The following is a 14,640-nucleotide window of genomic DNA, read 5'->3' as shown; positions in this document are numbered from 1 at the left end:
CTGTTCTACACAAAAACGGCGGCCTGATGGGGCCGCCGTTTTTGTGTAGAACAATTTGTGAAGTTATCGGAGCACCGCCTCTGTTTCCCCTTGCGGTTGCAGCGACTTATTGCCTTTTATCAAAGAGAGGAAGATCAACCCCAAACCAAAGAAAAGGATAAGTGCCAGTATACTGTAGCGCATCGAGCCGGTTGCCTGCGCAATGGCCCCATAGGCCAGCGTGCCCAGCATGATGGAAATTTTCTCGGTCACGTCATAAAAGCTGAAGTAAGAAGCATGGTCCTGTGTCGTAGCCGGAATCAACTTGGAGTAAGTAGAGCGTGACAGCGACTGTATACCTCCCATCACGGAACCCACTACAGCAGCAAGTATGTAAAACTCCATGGCGGTGGTGGTGAAATATGCCGCCACACAAATACCAATCCAGACGATAACCGCAATGATCAGCGCCCGGATATTTCCATACCTGGCAGAGAGCGCTGCGAAGCCATAGGCCCCGGCAATGGCTACCAACTGTATGATCAAGATGGTGATAATCAGCGCTTCACTTGGGAGCTTCAGTTCTTCAATCCCGAAGATAGTGGCCACGTACATGACCGTCTGTACCCCCATGTTGAAGAAAAAGTAAGCCAACAGGTAACGTTTGAGCAGCGGCAGTCCCTTTACCTGGGCCAGCACCTTTTTGAGTTCTTTCACACCATTGAGTATCCAACTGCCTTGAGGGTTACGTTGGTAGACATTGGATGGCAAATGATAGAAGGTATACTGGGCAAACCCGAACCACCAGATTCCGGTGGTCAGAAAAGCTATACGTGGTGGCAAACTGGTGTTATCGGCAGCAATACCAAACCAGCCCGGTTGCAGAATCATGGCTAGGTTGAAGATCAAAAGAAGCACACTGCCTACATAACCCAAAGCAAATCCACGGGCACTCAGACGGTCATATTGGTCTTCGGTCGCAATTTCGGGCAGGTAGGAGTTATAGAACACAATACTACCCGTAAACCCTATGGAGGCCAGCATAAACATGACAATCGATATGGAAAAGGTCTCCCTTGTAAAGAAGAAAAGGCTGGCACAGGAAATAGAACCCACGTAGCAGAATAGCTGCATGAACAGTTTTTTTCGCCCGCTATAATCAGCAATAGCCGTCAGAAAGGGGTTCATGATAACAATAAGCAGGAACGATCCGGAAACCGCATAAGAGAACAAGACCGAGCTCTGCAATTCTACACCGAAGAAACTGACTAGGGTTGATGCCGTTTCGGGGTGTTTGGATACCGCACTGTAGTAGATAGGAAAAATAGTGGAAATAATGACCAGTGAGTACACGGAATTAGCCCAGTCATACACGCACCAGGCCCTAGTAATGGTAGGGTCGTTTTTTAGCATAGCTGAAATATAGCAAAAATCTAATCCGCCGGATCATAAAACTCCGAAGAATTTGTTTTGTAAAGCTAGCTGCCCTATTTCTCAATCAACTATGTAGTTGTAAAAAGTGCTGGCACCAGCAACTACCTCCCCAGTGGCCTGTCCCTAGTGCAGTCAGCTTCTTTACTTCAACCGAGTGTCAATACCGTTTTCTTTTCTGGTCAGGATCTGTAAAATGAGATCCCACAAATGCTCGTAAGGCACAATTTCTATTTCCGCGTAGGCATCGCCGGGTGCCGGGGTAGCGATCAGTCTCCTGTAAAGATTCTCCCCTTTTCTACGGGACTGTTCGGCGTCATACCCTTCGGTGAAGGCCAATATCAGGAGTTTCAGGAACAATTTGCTGCGGAGGCTGAATACATCTTTCAGGTGGGTCGAGATGTATTTTTTGAGGCTTTCGATGCGGTAGAGAAGCGCCTCCGAATCTCCTTTTTCCAGTAGGTATATATACTGCAGGGTCAGAATGGCCACGTTAAAGCCAAGTTTGTCTTTGCTATACTCCGGCAAAGATAACAGGTAGGGGTTTTTTGCCTCATTGCCGGTGAGGGTTGCCTGTGGGTAGATCAGCCTGAAATACGACAGGTACAGCATCCATCGCTCCCGGGCGGTAGTCGGAACCGAACTGAATGAAAAGTTATCGAAGACCTGTTGCAACAGTATGTTGCCGAGCTCATACTGCTTCGCATGTACCGCCAACAAGAAATAGTTTTCCATGTAGGCAAACCAGTTCAGGGACGAGGTATTGTATAAACTTAGATTCTTTTCTGCATATTGCAGTCCATTGCTAAAGTCCTTGGCTCGGAGGTGCGCATAAACCAGTATGTAGTTATTGTACATCAAATCAAAGCGATGTGAATTCACTTTGTTATTGTCCACTAGTTTTAAAGAGTTTACCGTTATGCTAATGATCTCTTTGAAATTACCTTCCAGCTCATGGTACCAGATGAAGGTTTTGTAATACGCATCGAAAGCACTGAACGTACCCGAACTTAGCCAAAGGTCCTCCAACTGTCTGATGATCTCGGGAAGTTCTGGCAGAAACTCCTTTCGCGTTTTGATCGACTTGCGCAGTTGCACCGTTACGTGCTGAAAAATGGAAACGGCTTCGCGTTCCTTTATAAAGCGCTCCAGCGCATGCCGAAGCTCTTTCTGTACTGTTAGGAATTTCTTGGAGGACCCAAGTTCTGAATAACTGAGGTTTAGCAATTCCAGTGCATTTACTTCCAGGTCCGTGAAATCCAACTCACGGGCAATTACCAGTGCTTTGTTGGCGACACTTGTCACCAAACCAAACTCATACTGGAGCCGGAGTACGTTGGCCTGATAAAGCAGATTGTTGCATTCGAGCTCTTTTTTCCGGACATCGTTGAGGCCTGACTTGTCGGGGTCTACAAAATTCAGGTTGCCATAAAGTCTGTTTTTGACTCTATGTTTCAGCATTTTATACCTAACATCGTCAGGACCGGAGTTGTAGAGATCAGCAGCGGCATCTGCATCATTCTTATAAGCCCCCTCCTCCAGGTTTTTAAGAAAGAGCTCCTCTTTACAATAGAGCTTCAAGTCTTTGGCCGATGCGTATGCATAACCTGTTACGCTTGACACGATCTTTGATAGTTTGGTCAGCTCTTTCATAAGAAAAACATAAGTGCAACAAGGTCAGGCTAATTTCATTTAGTTTAATTTCGGATTAGCTTAACTTAGCACCGGTTTTAGTAAATAAAACACTTGGCTACTTTCAAATATAAGTAGGAAAATGTTACTTTTTCTTAAATCCGCTGGTAATTAATTCAAATTACTGCTGTCATACTCAAATAAAACAACTTTCTATTTGTAAAAACAAATCAAAGCCTTAATAAATATAAGTTACTTTTAGGTATGAATATTCCTTTATTAGTTGAAAGACTTGTTTCATCTTTGTCTTAACAAAACAACACTCTAAAGCACTAAAGACATGACATCTATCATCATCGCCATCATCCTGAATCTATTGCTCGGAACAACTACAGAAGAGAAAAAAGACGTAGACACGAACACGACTACTACTTCGACTGACGCAGACACAAAGACGAACAAAAAGTCCGGTGATACTTTCTCAACTATGGGTGGCACTGGCAACTGGACTAATGTTGACAAATAGTCACCCCCTTTTGAATTGGGCATAATCTCAATTTTCCTATCTTGCCTTTGCTATTATGGAAGTACAAGGCCAGAAAATTGAATGAAGAAGCTCAAAGCTGCAATCCCACTCCTATTTTTATTACTTAGTTTTTGTAATCAGCCGGAACGGCAGCCCGATGAAATAAGAATTCGTTTGGCTGCCGACATCAGCAGTCTCAACCCTGTTAGCTACAGTGAGTTAGAGGCGCTGCAGATTATAAACTTGCTATACAACAGCCTTTTAACGACTGATCTGGCCGACAATACGCTGAAGCCGGGTTTGGCCTCCTCAATGCCGCAGGTGGAGCGTAACGATTCGCTGACGCTTTTCACCTATCAGATTCGGGAGGAAGCTGAATGGGCCAATGGTAGCCCTGTTACAGGGGCCGATGTAGCTTTCACGCTCAAGGTGTTGAAGGCTCCTTTTATCAATAATGAAAATTTAAGTCCGCAAGTTGAGTTTATCCGGGACATTGTACTGAATAAGTCCAACCCCAGGCAATTCACAGTGGTGTGTACCGGGTATACACCTGAAATGGAACTGCTCACAGGTGATTTTTTCATACTTCCAGCCTATCTGCTCGACCCGGAGGGTTTGTTTGCAGGTATAGCACTTCCCTCGTTGGCAGATAGCAGTATAGTGCTTCGCAACAAGGGCCGTATACAGTCCCTTGCAGATCGTCTGAATCGGATGGGCTCGCCTGGAAGTACAGAATTGCTGAGCGGCAGTGCTGGCTATACCTTGGAGCGCTGGGCAAAAGGCCAATATGTGACAGTGAAGCGGAAAGATAACTGGTGGGGCAACACCACAGGAGCAGACGGTCGCCACCTGGCTGCCAACCCTGCCCGAATCAGCTTTCAGGTAATCCCAGAAAACACCACCGCGTTGCTGGCGCTTAAAAACCGGCAACTGGATGTGCTGGATAATATTCCGGTTACAGAATTTGTGCAACTCAACCAAGACAAGGTATTTTTAAAGGACTATGAGCTGTTTTCCCCTCAGGGCTTTAGTCTTGTGTATGCCGGACTCAATACACGAACTCCCAAGCTAAAGGACAAGCGCACCCGACAGGCCATTGCCCATCTGCTGGATGTCGAAAACCTTATCAAGGCCACGCAGCAATCCTATGCGACCCCGACTGTGGGGCCTATACCTCCCAGCGTGAAGAAATTCTACCACCAAAACCTTGCTCCCTATACCTTCAGTGAGCAAAAGGCGATGGCACTGTTAAAATCTGCTGGCTGGATAAAGGAGCAGAATGGTTGGTTCCGCCAACTAAACGGGAAAAAAGAGCAACTCACGCTGGAAATCATTTACATCGCAGGCAACACAGTGTATGAGCAGTCTGCCCTTATCTTCCAACAGCATGCAGCCAAAGCAGGTATACCTGTAACAGTGCAGGCCTTGGAAAGCAACTACTTCAACCAAAAGATCAATGGCCGCGATTTCGATATGTTTTTCCGGGGCATATCAGGCAACCCTTTCGTGTTCAACTTCAAACCTTTGTTCCATAGCACCTATGCTGGCCCGGGGGGCTTTAACACCACCGGTTTCGGCACTCCGGAAAGCGACGCGTTACTGGATGCCATCAACACAGCAGAGACCGAAGCAGATAAAGCCCGCCTGTTGAAAAAATTGCAGGCAATATTGCACGAGGAAGCTGCTTTTGTATCACTCTATTACCGCAAGGAAAAACTGGCTATTCATCGCCGTTTCTCAAACACCAAAGTGTCTGGTCTTTCCCCTTATTATGATGTCAGTTCTTTTATGCTGAAAAAGTAGGAAACGATGGGGCCTTATCTGCTGAAACGGTTATTGCTGGTTATACCTGCGCTCTGGCTGATTGCCTCGCTGGTGTTTCTCCTCAGCAAGCTCATGCCGGGCACTTATGGCAGCCAGCAGCTGCAGCAGTCCGATGCAGGCTACTACAGCAAAGGTGATCCGGAGAGCCGGGAGAAAGCCTTTCGCCAGTACCTCCGGAAAACCGGCCAGGACTTGCCGCTCTTTTATTTCAGCGTCACTTCCCTGCCCGAGCCTGATACACTTCACTTGATCTACCCTGAAACAGAACGCCTTTTCCTGAAACGAATGGCCTGGCTCTACGGCGACTGGACATTAGTATCTGCTTTCTATTCGAGCTTGCAACAATTGGAAGGTTCGCTTACCGCTACCGAGCGAAAAAGTATCCAGCCACACATGCATGCCTTGTACCAGCATACCCGCTCTGAACAATTGAGTAGCGCGGTCGATTCAATCGCTTCTACCTTAGCGGCTTCAACTGATCCACTCCGCCGATTACAAGCCTCCACCCATACCTTGTTAGACACTCGTGAAGAGTATGCATATGTGCTGCCCGATTTCCGTTGGCATGGCCCAGACAATCAATACCACCATTGGATGCGCCATCTCTTCGAAGGCGAGCTTGGTACTTCCTACCGGGATGGACGTCCGGTCGTGGCCTTACTGGTGGAGGCCATCGGCAATACCTGGTGGCTTATGTTTATCAGCATGGGACTGGCTACTTTGATTTCGTTAGAACTTGCCATGCTTATGGTCAGACGCCATGGCCGCATCTGGCGACGGTCGGTTTTGCCTGCTTTGTTTTTCCTGGATAGTATTCCGCTTTTCGTTCTGGCCATGCTTCTGCTGGTCCTGCTGGCAAGCCCGGCTTTTCTGCAGCTTTTTCCGGTGTATGGCATGGGCTACTACACAGAGGTAAGCCTTTCCTGGCTGCAGGCCATGAACCAATGGCTCCTTTTTATGGCCCTCCCGATGGTTTGTTTGGTGCTGGCCAACCTGCCCTACCTTACCAACCAGTTTTACCATGCCCTGGCAGGTACGGCCAGCCAGGATTATACCCGCACAGCCCGGGCCAAGGGACTTTCGGAAAGCGGCGTGATCCGCCGGCACATGTTGCGCAACGCCCTGCTTCCCATCATCACTTTGCTATCCGATTTTCTACCTGCCCTGGTGGCAGGCGCCGTTATCATCGAAACCATCTTCGCTATACCTGGCATCGGACGTCTGCTCATCGACTCGGTAATGGCCCGCGACTATCCGGTAATGGTGGGGATCGTGGTGCTGGTGGCGCTTTTTAAACTGCTGGCGCACTTGCTATCCGATCTGCTCTATGCCCTGGCAGACCCGCGCATACGACATACTGCCGCATGAGAAGACTTATGGAAACCATAGGGACACTCTTTAAGGCGAAACTGGCTTTCAGGTTGGCTTTGCTATACCTGAGCGTACTGGTGCTGCTGGTGGTTGCGCTCCCCTGGCTTCCGCTGCCCTTCCTGCCCAATGAGCTTGATCTGAGCAAAGTCTTTGCCCCTCCCTTCCATTGGGAGCACTATGCAGCAAACCGCCCATTCCATTGGCTGGGAACGGATGCCCTGGGGCGGGATGTGCTGGTGAATATCGTCTACGGAGCCCGGACAGCGCTTATGATTAGTTTGCCGGTCATGCTTCTGGCGACAGGTCTGGGTCTTTTCATGGGATCATCTGCCGGACTTTTCGGCAACCATAAGTTACGCATAAGCAATGCCAGGTTACTCCTGCTGCTCCCCTCCCTAGTGGCTATGGCGTACTATACCTTGTATGTCCCGTTTCAACTGGCGCTGCTCAAAGCCGATATGAGTGCCTACATACTTCCGACCATACTGGCCTTTGCTATACCTGGCGTGTTGCTGTTTATCGGGGCACCCATGCTGATGAGATGGGACAGCCTCAAAAAGACCACTCCTTTTCCCTTCGATCACATCGTGTTGCGACTGATCGAAACCCTGACCAGTATACCTAAACTTATATTCATCCTGGTGCTGGCGGCTTTCGCTCCCCCTTCCCTCCTGCTGCTCTCGGCGCTGCTTGTGCTGACTTTCTGGACAGGTCCCGCCAGGCTGGCCAGGGGAGAGATGCTGCGCATAAAGGAATTGCCCTATTTTGAGGCTGCCATCAGCAGTGGGGTGACGCAGTGGCAACTTATATGGCGACACGCCATGCCCAACCTGCTGGCGCCCGTGGCGGTGTCCTTTGTGTTCGGCCTGGCTGCCCTGCTCATGATCGAGTCTACGCTCTCTTTCCTGAATATAGGTGTTTCTACGGAACTGGTGAGTTGGGGCAGGATGATCTCCGGAATACGCGCCAACACGGCTGCCTGGTGGCTGGTGGCCTTTCCGGGAGCTTTTTTATCCCTTACCGTACTGGCTTTGCAGACCTGCAGCTATTACCTGCTGCAGGCTTCCCAGGAAAAAAGGTAAACCCATTTGTTACTTTTTCATAATTTTTGTCTCCCGATCAGAGCCAAACCTCTACGTACATCCCGCATATACCCCTAAACTTTGCATACGCCGCGTTCCGGATAAATAAAATACCATGTATTACACGCAAGACACAAGTTATGTGCTATGCAAATATTCCTCTTTTATACAGCCGAAACTGTGTAGTATTGCCTTATAACAAAACCCTAACCCTACGTCACATGGACATCTATGAAAACTCAGCAGTAATAACCGGCTTGGAGAGCGGTTGCTGCGCCGTATCAACAACCTTTGCGCCTCCCAGAAACGGTCATCAGGAGGAAGATTCGATGGAGTACGCCACCATCGACGGGGAAGTCGTTACCTGCATAGCTGGCGCAAGTGCGCTCGAAAAAGGCGCAGGCATCATGATCGGAGATTATTTCGTGGGTATTCTGGAAAGCTTGTCCGGGCTGAGCAGCAAACCTTTTCTGAGGTATTGACCCCTTCCCAAATACAGAATAGAATAGTTTAGTAATAATAAATAGTGTTGGTTGTTTGTGTTTAGATTAGGCATTTGCCCTGCAGTAAGCTGCGGGGCATTTGTTTTTAAACCGAAACAGGCGCTGTCTTCCGGAATGGAAAGCAGCGCCTGTTTCGGTTTATTTTATCAATCGGTAATTTGTTATACCCATCTTTTGCGTTCGCTGAAGTGGTTGCAGCCGAACATAGCTCCGGTGATCATCTCAAACTGTCTCGGCTTTTTGTCCTCTGGCCCCTCATGGATCAGGGGGAGCACGTAAGATGGCTCCAAGGCATGCTGCCCGGTGAGCTCATCGCATACGCCGAATTCTTTTGTTTGCATCTGAATTTTGTTTGGGTCTTGTTCCCAGTGATTACAATTATTGCAAGTCGCTTCCATAGTCTTCAAGTTTTGAAATTCAACATTGATTTCTATTAGCTTTTACTTTATCTACCCCTTCACTGGTTTCATTAATCCGGTGTTACCAAACAATTTAGAATTATGCTAAACAAGCTATCGATAAAACTGCATTATTATAAAAGCAGCTCCCTGACCGGCGGCGGCCACTGCAGCAAGGCGCATGACAGGTGTAGCGCAGGCGAAAACTAAGAGGTCTGCTGTTTCAAAATGGCATCTATCTGCCTCAACTCCTGGTCCGAGAAACGGGTGTTCGCCAGGCTTTGCAGCGAGTCGGCTAACTGCGCCACAGAGCTTGCCCCGATCAGCACCGAACTAATCCGTTCATCCTTCAACAGCCAGGCCAGCGCCATTTGGGCCAGTGACTGCCCCCTGCCTTGCGCCAACTGGTTAAGCTCCTGAATTTGGGCTATTCGCTCGTCTGTAACGGCATCCCGCTGCAGGTTTCCGTGCGACTTGGCAGCGCGCGAGTCGGTAGGTATACCCTGCAGGTACTTGTCAGTCAGGAGGCCCTGCGCCAGTGGTGAGAATGGGATACAGCCTACCCCCTCCTGCTCCAGCAGATCCAGCAGGCCGTCTTCTACCCAGCGCTCCAGCATTGAGTATTTAGGCTGGTGAATCAGGCAGGGTGTCCCGAGTCTGCGGAGTATCTCAAAAGCCTGGGCGGCTTCCTCGGGTTTATAGTTTGAAATCCCCACGTAAAGGGCCTTTCCCTGCCGCACTACCAGATCAAGCGTCGCCATGGTTTCCTCAAGCGGTGTGTCCGGGTCGGGGCGGTGGTGGTAAAATATATCCACGTAGTCGAGGCCCATGCGGTTCAGGCTTTGGTCCAGACTTGAAACCAGGTACTTTTTGGAACCCCAATCTCCGTAAGGACCTTCCCACATTTTGTAGCCTGCCTTGGTCGAAATGATCAGCTCATCCCTGTACCCCTGAAAATCCTCTTTCAAAATCTTTCCGAAATTTTCCTCGGCAGCTCCCGGCGGCGGCCCGTAGTTGTTGGCCAGGTCAAAATGGGTGATGCCGGCATCGAAGGCATAGCGCAGCATTTCGCGTGCATTCGCCAGCGTATCGACATGTCCGAAGTTATGCCAGAGCCCCAGTGAAAGAGCCGGTAGTTTCAATCCGCTGGTACCGCAGCGGCGGTACTCCATCGAGGTATAGCGTGCCGGATTGGGCGAATAGGTCATGGTTCTATTTCAAATTATAAAGATGGAAAATTACAAGGCTGGCTTTCAATACCCATTGTGTAAGCGAACCAGTTATCGGGATATGCGTTTCCTTCTAATGCATATCGTGGAACCACGAAATGCTCCTGCTTTACAAAGATACGCGCCATACCGGACTGTTTCGCCTGATTTGAAATATCTAGGAGATTAATGCGGTCCCGTTCAATTTCTGTCAGGAAGGGTGCCACACACTTTTGTAGGCCATTTGCATGCTACTATCATACCAGCGACTTATACACGTTATGCAGTATGCATGCAGTTCTACTATACTTTACATCAGTCCGGACAATATCTTTGTGTTGCCCCCCAGGATGCCCGCAGCATCTGCCTGCAGCCAGTTCTGCAGTAGCGTGGCATAGACATTCCTAAAGTCAATTTGATACATCAGGTCGCCCTGGTCCAGGTTTTGTAGATCGGGTGCCTCATTGTACATACCGGCTTTTTTCAGTCCGCCCCCGATTAAGAACAGGTTGTTGGCCGTGCCGTGGTCGGTGCCGCCGCTGGCGTTTTGTGCTACCCGCCTGCCAAACTCAGAGAAAACCATGATCATGGTATTGTCAAATTCCCGATGCTGCTTCAGGTCCTGCACAAAGCTGTATACACCTACCGATAGCTCTTCCAATAGTCGTCCCTGCTGCAGTTCCTGCCGCACATGCGTATCGAAACCGCCCAGAGAGGCATAATATACCCGTGACTCCACACCAGAGGAAATCAACTCGGCAATAGTTTTCAAATGATTGGCAAATTCCCCTTTGGGGTACGACTGTCTGGAACGGTATACCTTCGTCTTCTCTTGTAGGTAACGTGCCGACTGCTGCGTTTCGATCAGGGTTTTGTAAAGGTAATCTACCTGGTGGTGGTCGTGCGCTTCCTGATGCTGTCCGGCTGCTTTGCGAAGGAAATCCTGATTGGAAGCCTGGTAAAAGCGCTGCACATCCTGCACGGCAATTCCCATACGCTGCTCCCCTTTCAGGGCCAGACTCAGCATATCATCCACCTCGATGGCGGAATGGGCGGCAGCCCCGCCAGGTATAGAATCGAGGTAACGGCCTAACCAGCCAGTATGCAGGTACTCGTCGGAGGCGCTGGCCGATTGCCAGATGTCCATGGAACGGAAGTGCGAGCGGTCCGGGTCTGGGTAGCCTACGCTGTTGAGCACCGCCACATGGCCTTGCTCGTAAAGCAGGCGTAGCTTTTCCATGGCAGGGTTCAGCCCCAGCCCACTATCCAGCGTGAGCACCTTTTTGGCAGGTATAGCCAAGCCCGGACGCGCCTTATAGTACAGGTCATCTAGGTATGGCACAACGGTGTTGAGGCCGTCGTTGCCCCCGCTGAGCTGGATCACCACCAGCCTTTTGCCGTTGGATCCCGGCATCAGCGGCATCCCGTGCTTATCGAGTCCGTGCAAAAAATTAGGCACCAGCAGCATACCCGATGCCAGCGCCGATAACCTGATAAAATCTCTTCTTGATGTGGTCGCCATGGCGTTGATTTTTCTTATGAAAGGCCTAACATAACTGGTACTCGGGTAAGGACAGCATATACTGCGCGATCTGATGAATTTTCTCTGTTCGGGAAGCAGTAGCAGGTATACCCTGCTCGATGAGCTGCTTCGTTTCCGGTTTAAGTGGCACCTGGAGGAGTAATTGGCTGATGCTACTTACCAGCGCATCGTCACTCACCTTCTCCAGTCTTTTTTCTAAGCCTACAATGCTGGCTTTGGCCCGAGCGATGCGTAGCCCGTCTTTGCGCCCATTCGTCGGCTTCGAGGGTTCACTGTCATCATCGGGTTTCAGGTATACCGCTAGCGCCGCGTCCTGCAGCAGCGCAGGCCCTATACGCAGACGATAGGCCAGCGTGGAACTGTCGATCCAGTTACGGCCACCGGGCCAGCCGCCGACATTGGGCGGTTGCAGCAGTTCCTGCCCCAGCGCCCGCTGCAACACATACGGACTGCGGGAGTCGGCATAGGCTACGGCAAACTGACGCTGCAAACCCACCAGCAACTCTACCGGCGATTTAATTTTGGCACCGGCTAGAGCAGGCTCATAAAACCACTTGGCCGTGAACATGCGCTCCAGCAAACCCGAAATGTCATACCCCGATTTGTAAAACCAGGCGCTGAGCTTGGCTATACGTGGTGTATCCGGCAAATCACTTACAAAATAGGTATAAAGCTTCTGGGTGATGAAGGTAGCCGTCTGCGGATTTTGCACCACCAATTTCAGGATATCCTCGCCAGTGAAATTTCCGGTATGCCCCATAAAAGTTTTAGGCCCGGCGTCGTGCTGGCGCTCCCTGAACACAAACTCACCTTTGGCATTGTAACCCCAACCGGTAAAGGCGCGGGCCGCCTCCTTAATATCCTGTTCGGTGTAGTAGCCGCGGCCCAACGTGAACAGTTCGAGCACTTCCCGGGCAAAGTTCTCGTTGGGGCTCCGCTTGCGGTTTTGTTGGTTGTTGAGAAACTGTAGCATACCTGGGTCTTTGGATATGGCCAGCAGTAGATCTGGGAACTTACCTAGCGCATGCTGCCGCAGGGTGTTGTTTTGGAGTTGCATCAGGCCGGGCTCCCGCAGGCGGCAGGCAAAATGCCCGTGCCAGAACAGGGTCATTTTTTCGCGCAACTGCTCCCGTGCCGTGACCATTTGGTTCAGCCAGGTATAGTTGAGCTGTTCGATGGACTGCCTGCGTTCCCGCTGTTGCTTTAGTCGTGCGTTGGCGTCCAGCATGCTGTTCTGCCCTTCCTCTAGCGGTCTGTAGGCGGGTTGAAGCAATGGTTGCTGGTGCTGTGCATCGCGCAGCATTTGCCGGACTGCTTGTTTAATGCTGCCAGGTGCATTTTCTTGGCGGTAGGTTGGCCCGAAACCAGCACGCCAGTACAGGTGCTGCAGTTTGCGGTCTAATGCTCTTTGCTCCATGAGTTTACCGATTTTCGGTTAGAGCTATACCTGTGAAAAAGGTTTAATGTCGCGGAAATGAAAAATTGCCTCACCTAATGTCAATAGCGGAATAGATTCAGATAGCCGTGCCTGGATAGGCCAAGGGTTAAAAAAATAAGCTGATCCCACCTTTGTATAATGAGAATAATGACCAGCTGTCAACTAAAGCATGGGCTAAAAACAGTGCGTATAGATTTTTTCTACTCAGGTAGTACCCACTTCCAAATACTAGGGCAGCCACCATAATGCCCAGCACACCGGTTATACCTTGAAAACTATGAGAAAACCCGAAATAAAGAGCTGTCAGCAAAACGATTACATGTTGGTGGTACTTGAAATTGTTGAATACTCTTTCCAGAAAGTAGAAGGTAAAGCCACGATAGAAGATTTCTTCTGCGATAGCCGCACTTATCATTGCTTTCCACCAGTAATCTAAGACAAATTCTGAATTTCCCTTCAACGGACCATAGGCAGAAACATCCACCTGGTGGTCTAGTAAGCGCTCCATGATGGGATTAAAAATGTTACTGACTCCTACCACTATAGTCAGCGCAATAGCTGCCCCCCACAGAAGGGTTTCTTTCCATCTGAGTTGACCTAAACCTATCGGCTTCAGGTCTTTATAAAAGTAAAGTATATAAATGATAATTATAAAGGCAATCGCAGGTACTTTCCAAGGGAATGGTATGGGCTTGAAGTAGGAAATCGCTATCAGTATTAAAAAAATAGAGAAATCCACCCATAAAGGTGATTTATCTTTTTTTGATAATTTGCATGTTAGCTTATAGGATTGGTCAGGAATTATCCAAGATAGAAATCCTATTAAATTTTACAAATTTTGCACGGATAATTGTTGCACTTGTATAGTGATGAGGAGTAAAAATAGGTATGGAAACCTGATGGGTGTATGTTTCACTTTATTCAATCATGATTGTGGTATCTTATTTTCTTTGAATTCACAGATAGTGCTTTCACGATCAATCTCGCTCAAATTGTTGACGGCACAAAAGACATATTCTCCAACGTTAAGTCTGGGGGCCATGCCTTTTACCAAGTCAGATAAATTTGTTTTTCCAGCCATCTAATGCCTTTACCGTCTAGTATTCATACACGCGGATAATCTCCCCATTGCCCTTCCCATTAACACTTCTCACAAAAGCATTGACTGCTTTCTTCATAGGTACGGGGTTGTGTCCCGGGAAATAAGCCTTGTACTTGTCATAGGCATCTTCCACCATGCCCAGCGATACCGCATTTACCCGAATGCCCTTTTCAATTTCTAATGCCACTGCCTTAACGAAACTGTGAATTGCACCATTTACCATCGCCGCGCTTGTCGTTTTGGCCACAGGGTCGTCTGCTAATATTCCGGTTGAGAGCGTGATCGAGCCGCCTTCGGTTAAATAGTCTTTCCCAATCCGAACCAGGTTTACCTGCCCCATCAATTTACTTCTCAGCCCGATATAATAATCGTCTTCAGTAAGATCATTAAAGTCGGCCCATTTAGCTTCGCCTGCAATACAGATAATAGCGTCAACTTTTTTCAGGGCTTTCAATCCTTTTTCGATGGAGTCAGCGTCGGCTATATCAATGTTAATGTCTCCACTACTCCTGCCTGCCACAATCACTTCGTTCTCGTTTTGGAAGTGTTCCGCTACGGGCTTTCCAATTGTTCCTTTTCCTCCTATAATTAATATTCTCATAA

The 14,640-nt window shown here is 48.9% G+C and carries 14 protein-coding genes; 5 read left to right on the top strand and 9 right to left on the bottom strand.

Annotation, left to right across the window (positions count from 1 at the left end; translation table 11 throughout):
- Positions 1-63 precede the first annotated feature (63 nt).
- Entirely contained in the window at positions 64-1,392 is a 1,329-nt protein-coding gene (locus H9Q13_RS01815; protein ID WP_191182042.1) for an MFS transporter, read from the bottom strand.
- Between the two features lie 162 nt (positions 1,393-1,554).
- The gene (locus H9Q13_RS01810) at positions 1,555-3,063 is read right to left on the bottom strand and encodes a hypothetical protein (RefSeq protein WP_191182041.1); all 1,509 of its coding nucleotides are present in this window, start codon (positions 3,061-3,063) and stop codon (positions 1,555-1,557) included.
- Positions 3,064-3,382: 319 nt separating this feature from the next.
- Between H9Q13_RS01810 and H9Q13_RS01805 the strand changes: the two genes are divergently transcribed.
- The 5 genes from H9Q13_RS01805 to H9Q13_RS01785 all read left to right on the top strand — a co-directional run bounded on the left by H9Q13_RS01805 (position 3,383) and on the right by H9Q13_RS01785 (position 8,327).
- Positions 3,383-3,568, top strand: a complete 186-nt coding sequence (locus tag H9Q13_RS01805; protein ID WP_191182040.1) for a hypothetical protein — start codon at positions 3,383-3,385, stop codon at positions 3,566-3,568.
- Between the two features lie 81 nt (positions 3,569-3,649).
- Positions 3,650-5,371, top strand: coding sequence for an ABC transporter substrate-binding protein (locus tag H9Q13_RS01800; RefSeq protein WP_224744008.1), 1,722 nt, complete (start codon positions 3,650-3,652; stop codon positions 5,369-5,371).
- A gap of 6 nt (positions 5,372-5,377) precedes the next feature.
- On the top strand, positions 5,378-6,760 hold the full coding sequence (locus H9Q13_RS01795; RefSeq protein WP_191182039.1) for an ABC transporter permease: 1,383 nt from the start codon (positions 5,378-5,380) through the stop codon (positions 6,758-6,760).
- The gene (locus H9Q13_RS01790) at positions 6,757-7,845 is read left to right on the top strand and encodes an ABC transporter permease (protein WP_191182038.1); all 1,089 of its coding nucleotides are present in this window, start codon (positions 6,757-6,759) and stop codon (positions 7,843-7,845) included. Before H9Q13_RS01795 ends, H9Q13_RS01790 begins: the two co-directional genes overlap by 4 nt.
- A gap of 221 nt (positions 7,846-8,066) precedes the next feature.
- Positions 8,067-8,327: a hypothetical protein gene (locus tag H9Q13_RS01785; protein ID WP_191182037.1), complete on the top strand. Its 261-nt coding sequence runs from the start codon at positions 8,067-8,069 to the stop codon at positions 8,325-8,327.
- Positions 8,328-8,509: 182 nt separating this feature from the next.
- On the opposite strand, the gene H9Q13_RS01780 is transcribed toward H9Q13_RS01785, so the two are convergent.
- The 7 genes from H9Q13_RS01780 to H9Q13_RS01750 form a co-directional block, all read right to left on the bottom strand.
- A complete protein-coding gene (locus H9Q13_RS01780; protein WP_224744007.1) occupies positions 8,510-8,689 on the bottom strand; it encodes a hypothetical protein in 180 nt (59 codons plus the stop codon).
- Positions 8,690-8,952: 263 nt separating this feature from the next.
- On the bottom strand, positions 8,953-9,954 hold the full coding sequence (gene mgrA, locus H9Q13_RS01775; protein WP_191182035.1) for an L-glyceraldehyde 3-phosphate reductase: 1,002 nt from the start codon (positions 9,952-9,954) through the stop codon (positions 8,953-8,955).
- A 310-nt stretch (positions 9,955-10,264) separates the two neighbouring features.
- Positions 10,265-11,476 carry a DUF1501 domain-containing protein gene (locus tag H9Q13_RS01770; protein ID WP_191182034.1) on the bottom strand — a complete coding sequence of 404 codons (1,212 nt, stop codon included), beginning with the start codon at positions 11,474-11,476 and terminating at the stop codon, positions 10,265-10,267.
- 25 nt (positions 11,477-11,501) lie between these two features.
- Positions 11,502-12,914 (bottom strand): DUF1800 domain-containing protein, encoded by a 1,413-nt coding sequence (locus H9Q13_RS01765; protein ID WP_191182033.1) that lies wholly within the window; start codon positions 12,912-12,914, stop codon positions 11,502-11,504.
- Between the two features lie 127 nt (positions 12,915-13,041).
- Positions 13,042-13,674 (bottom strand): CPBP family intramembrane glutamic endopeptidase, encoded by a 633-nt coding sequence (locus H9Q13_RS18155; RefSeq protein WP_191182032.1) that lies wholly within the window; start codon positions 13,672-13,674, stop codon positions 13,042-13,044.
- 186 nt (positions 13,675-13,860) lie between these two features.
- Positions 13,861-14,016: an ACT domain-containing protein gene (locus tag H9Q13_RS01755; protein WP_191182031.1), complete on the bottom strand. Its 156-nt coding sequence runs from the start codon at positions 14,014-14,016 to the stop codon at positions 13,861-13,863.
- Positions 14,017-14,032: 16 nt separating this feature from the next.
- Entirely contained in the window at positions 14,033-14,638 is a 606-nt protein-coding gene (locus tag H9Q13_RS01750; protein ID WP_191182030.1) for a short chain dehydrogenase, read from the bottom strand.
- Between the last annotated feature and the right edge of the window lie 2 nt (positions 14,639-14,640).

The organism is Pontibacter aquaedesilientis (assembly GCF_014773225.1).
Classification (GTDB): domain Bacteria; phylum Bacteroidota; class Bacteroidia; order Cytophagales; family Hymenobacteraceae; genus Pontibacter; species Pontibacter aquaedesilientis.
Note: the sequence above shows the minus strand (reverse complement) of the source record. Positions and strands in the feature narration are given on the sequence as shown.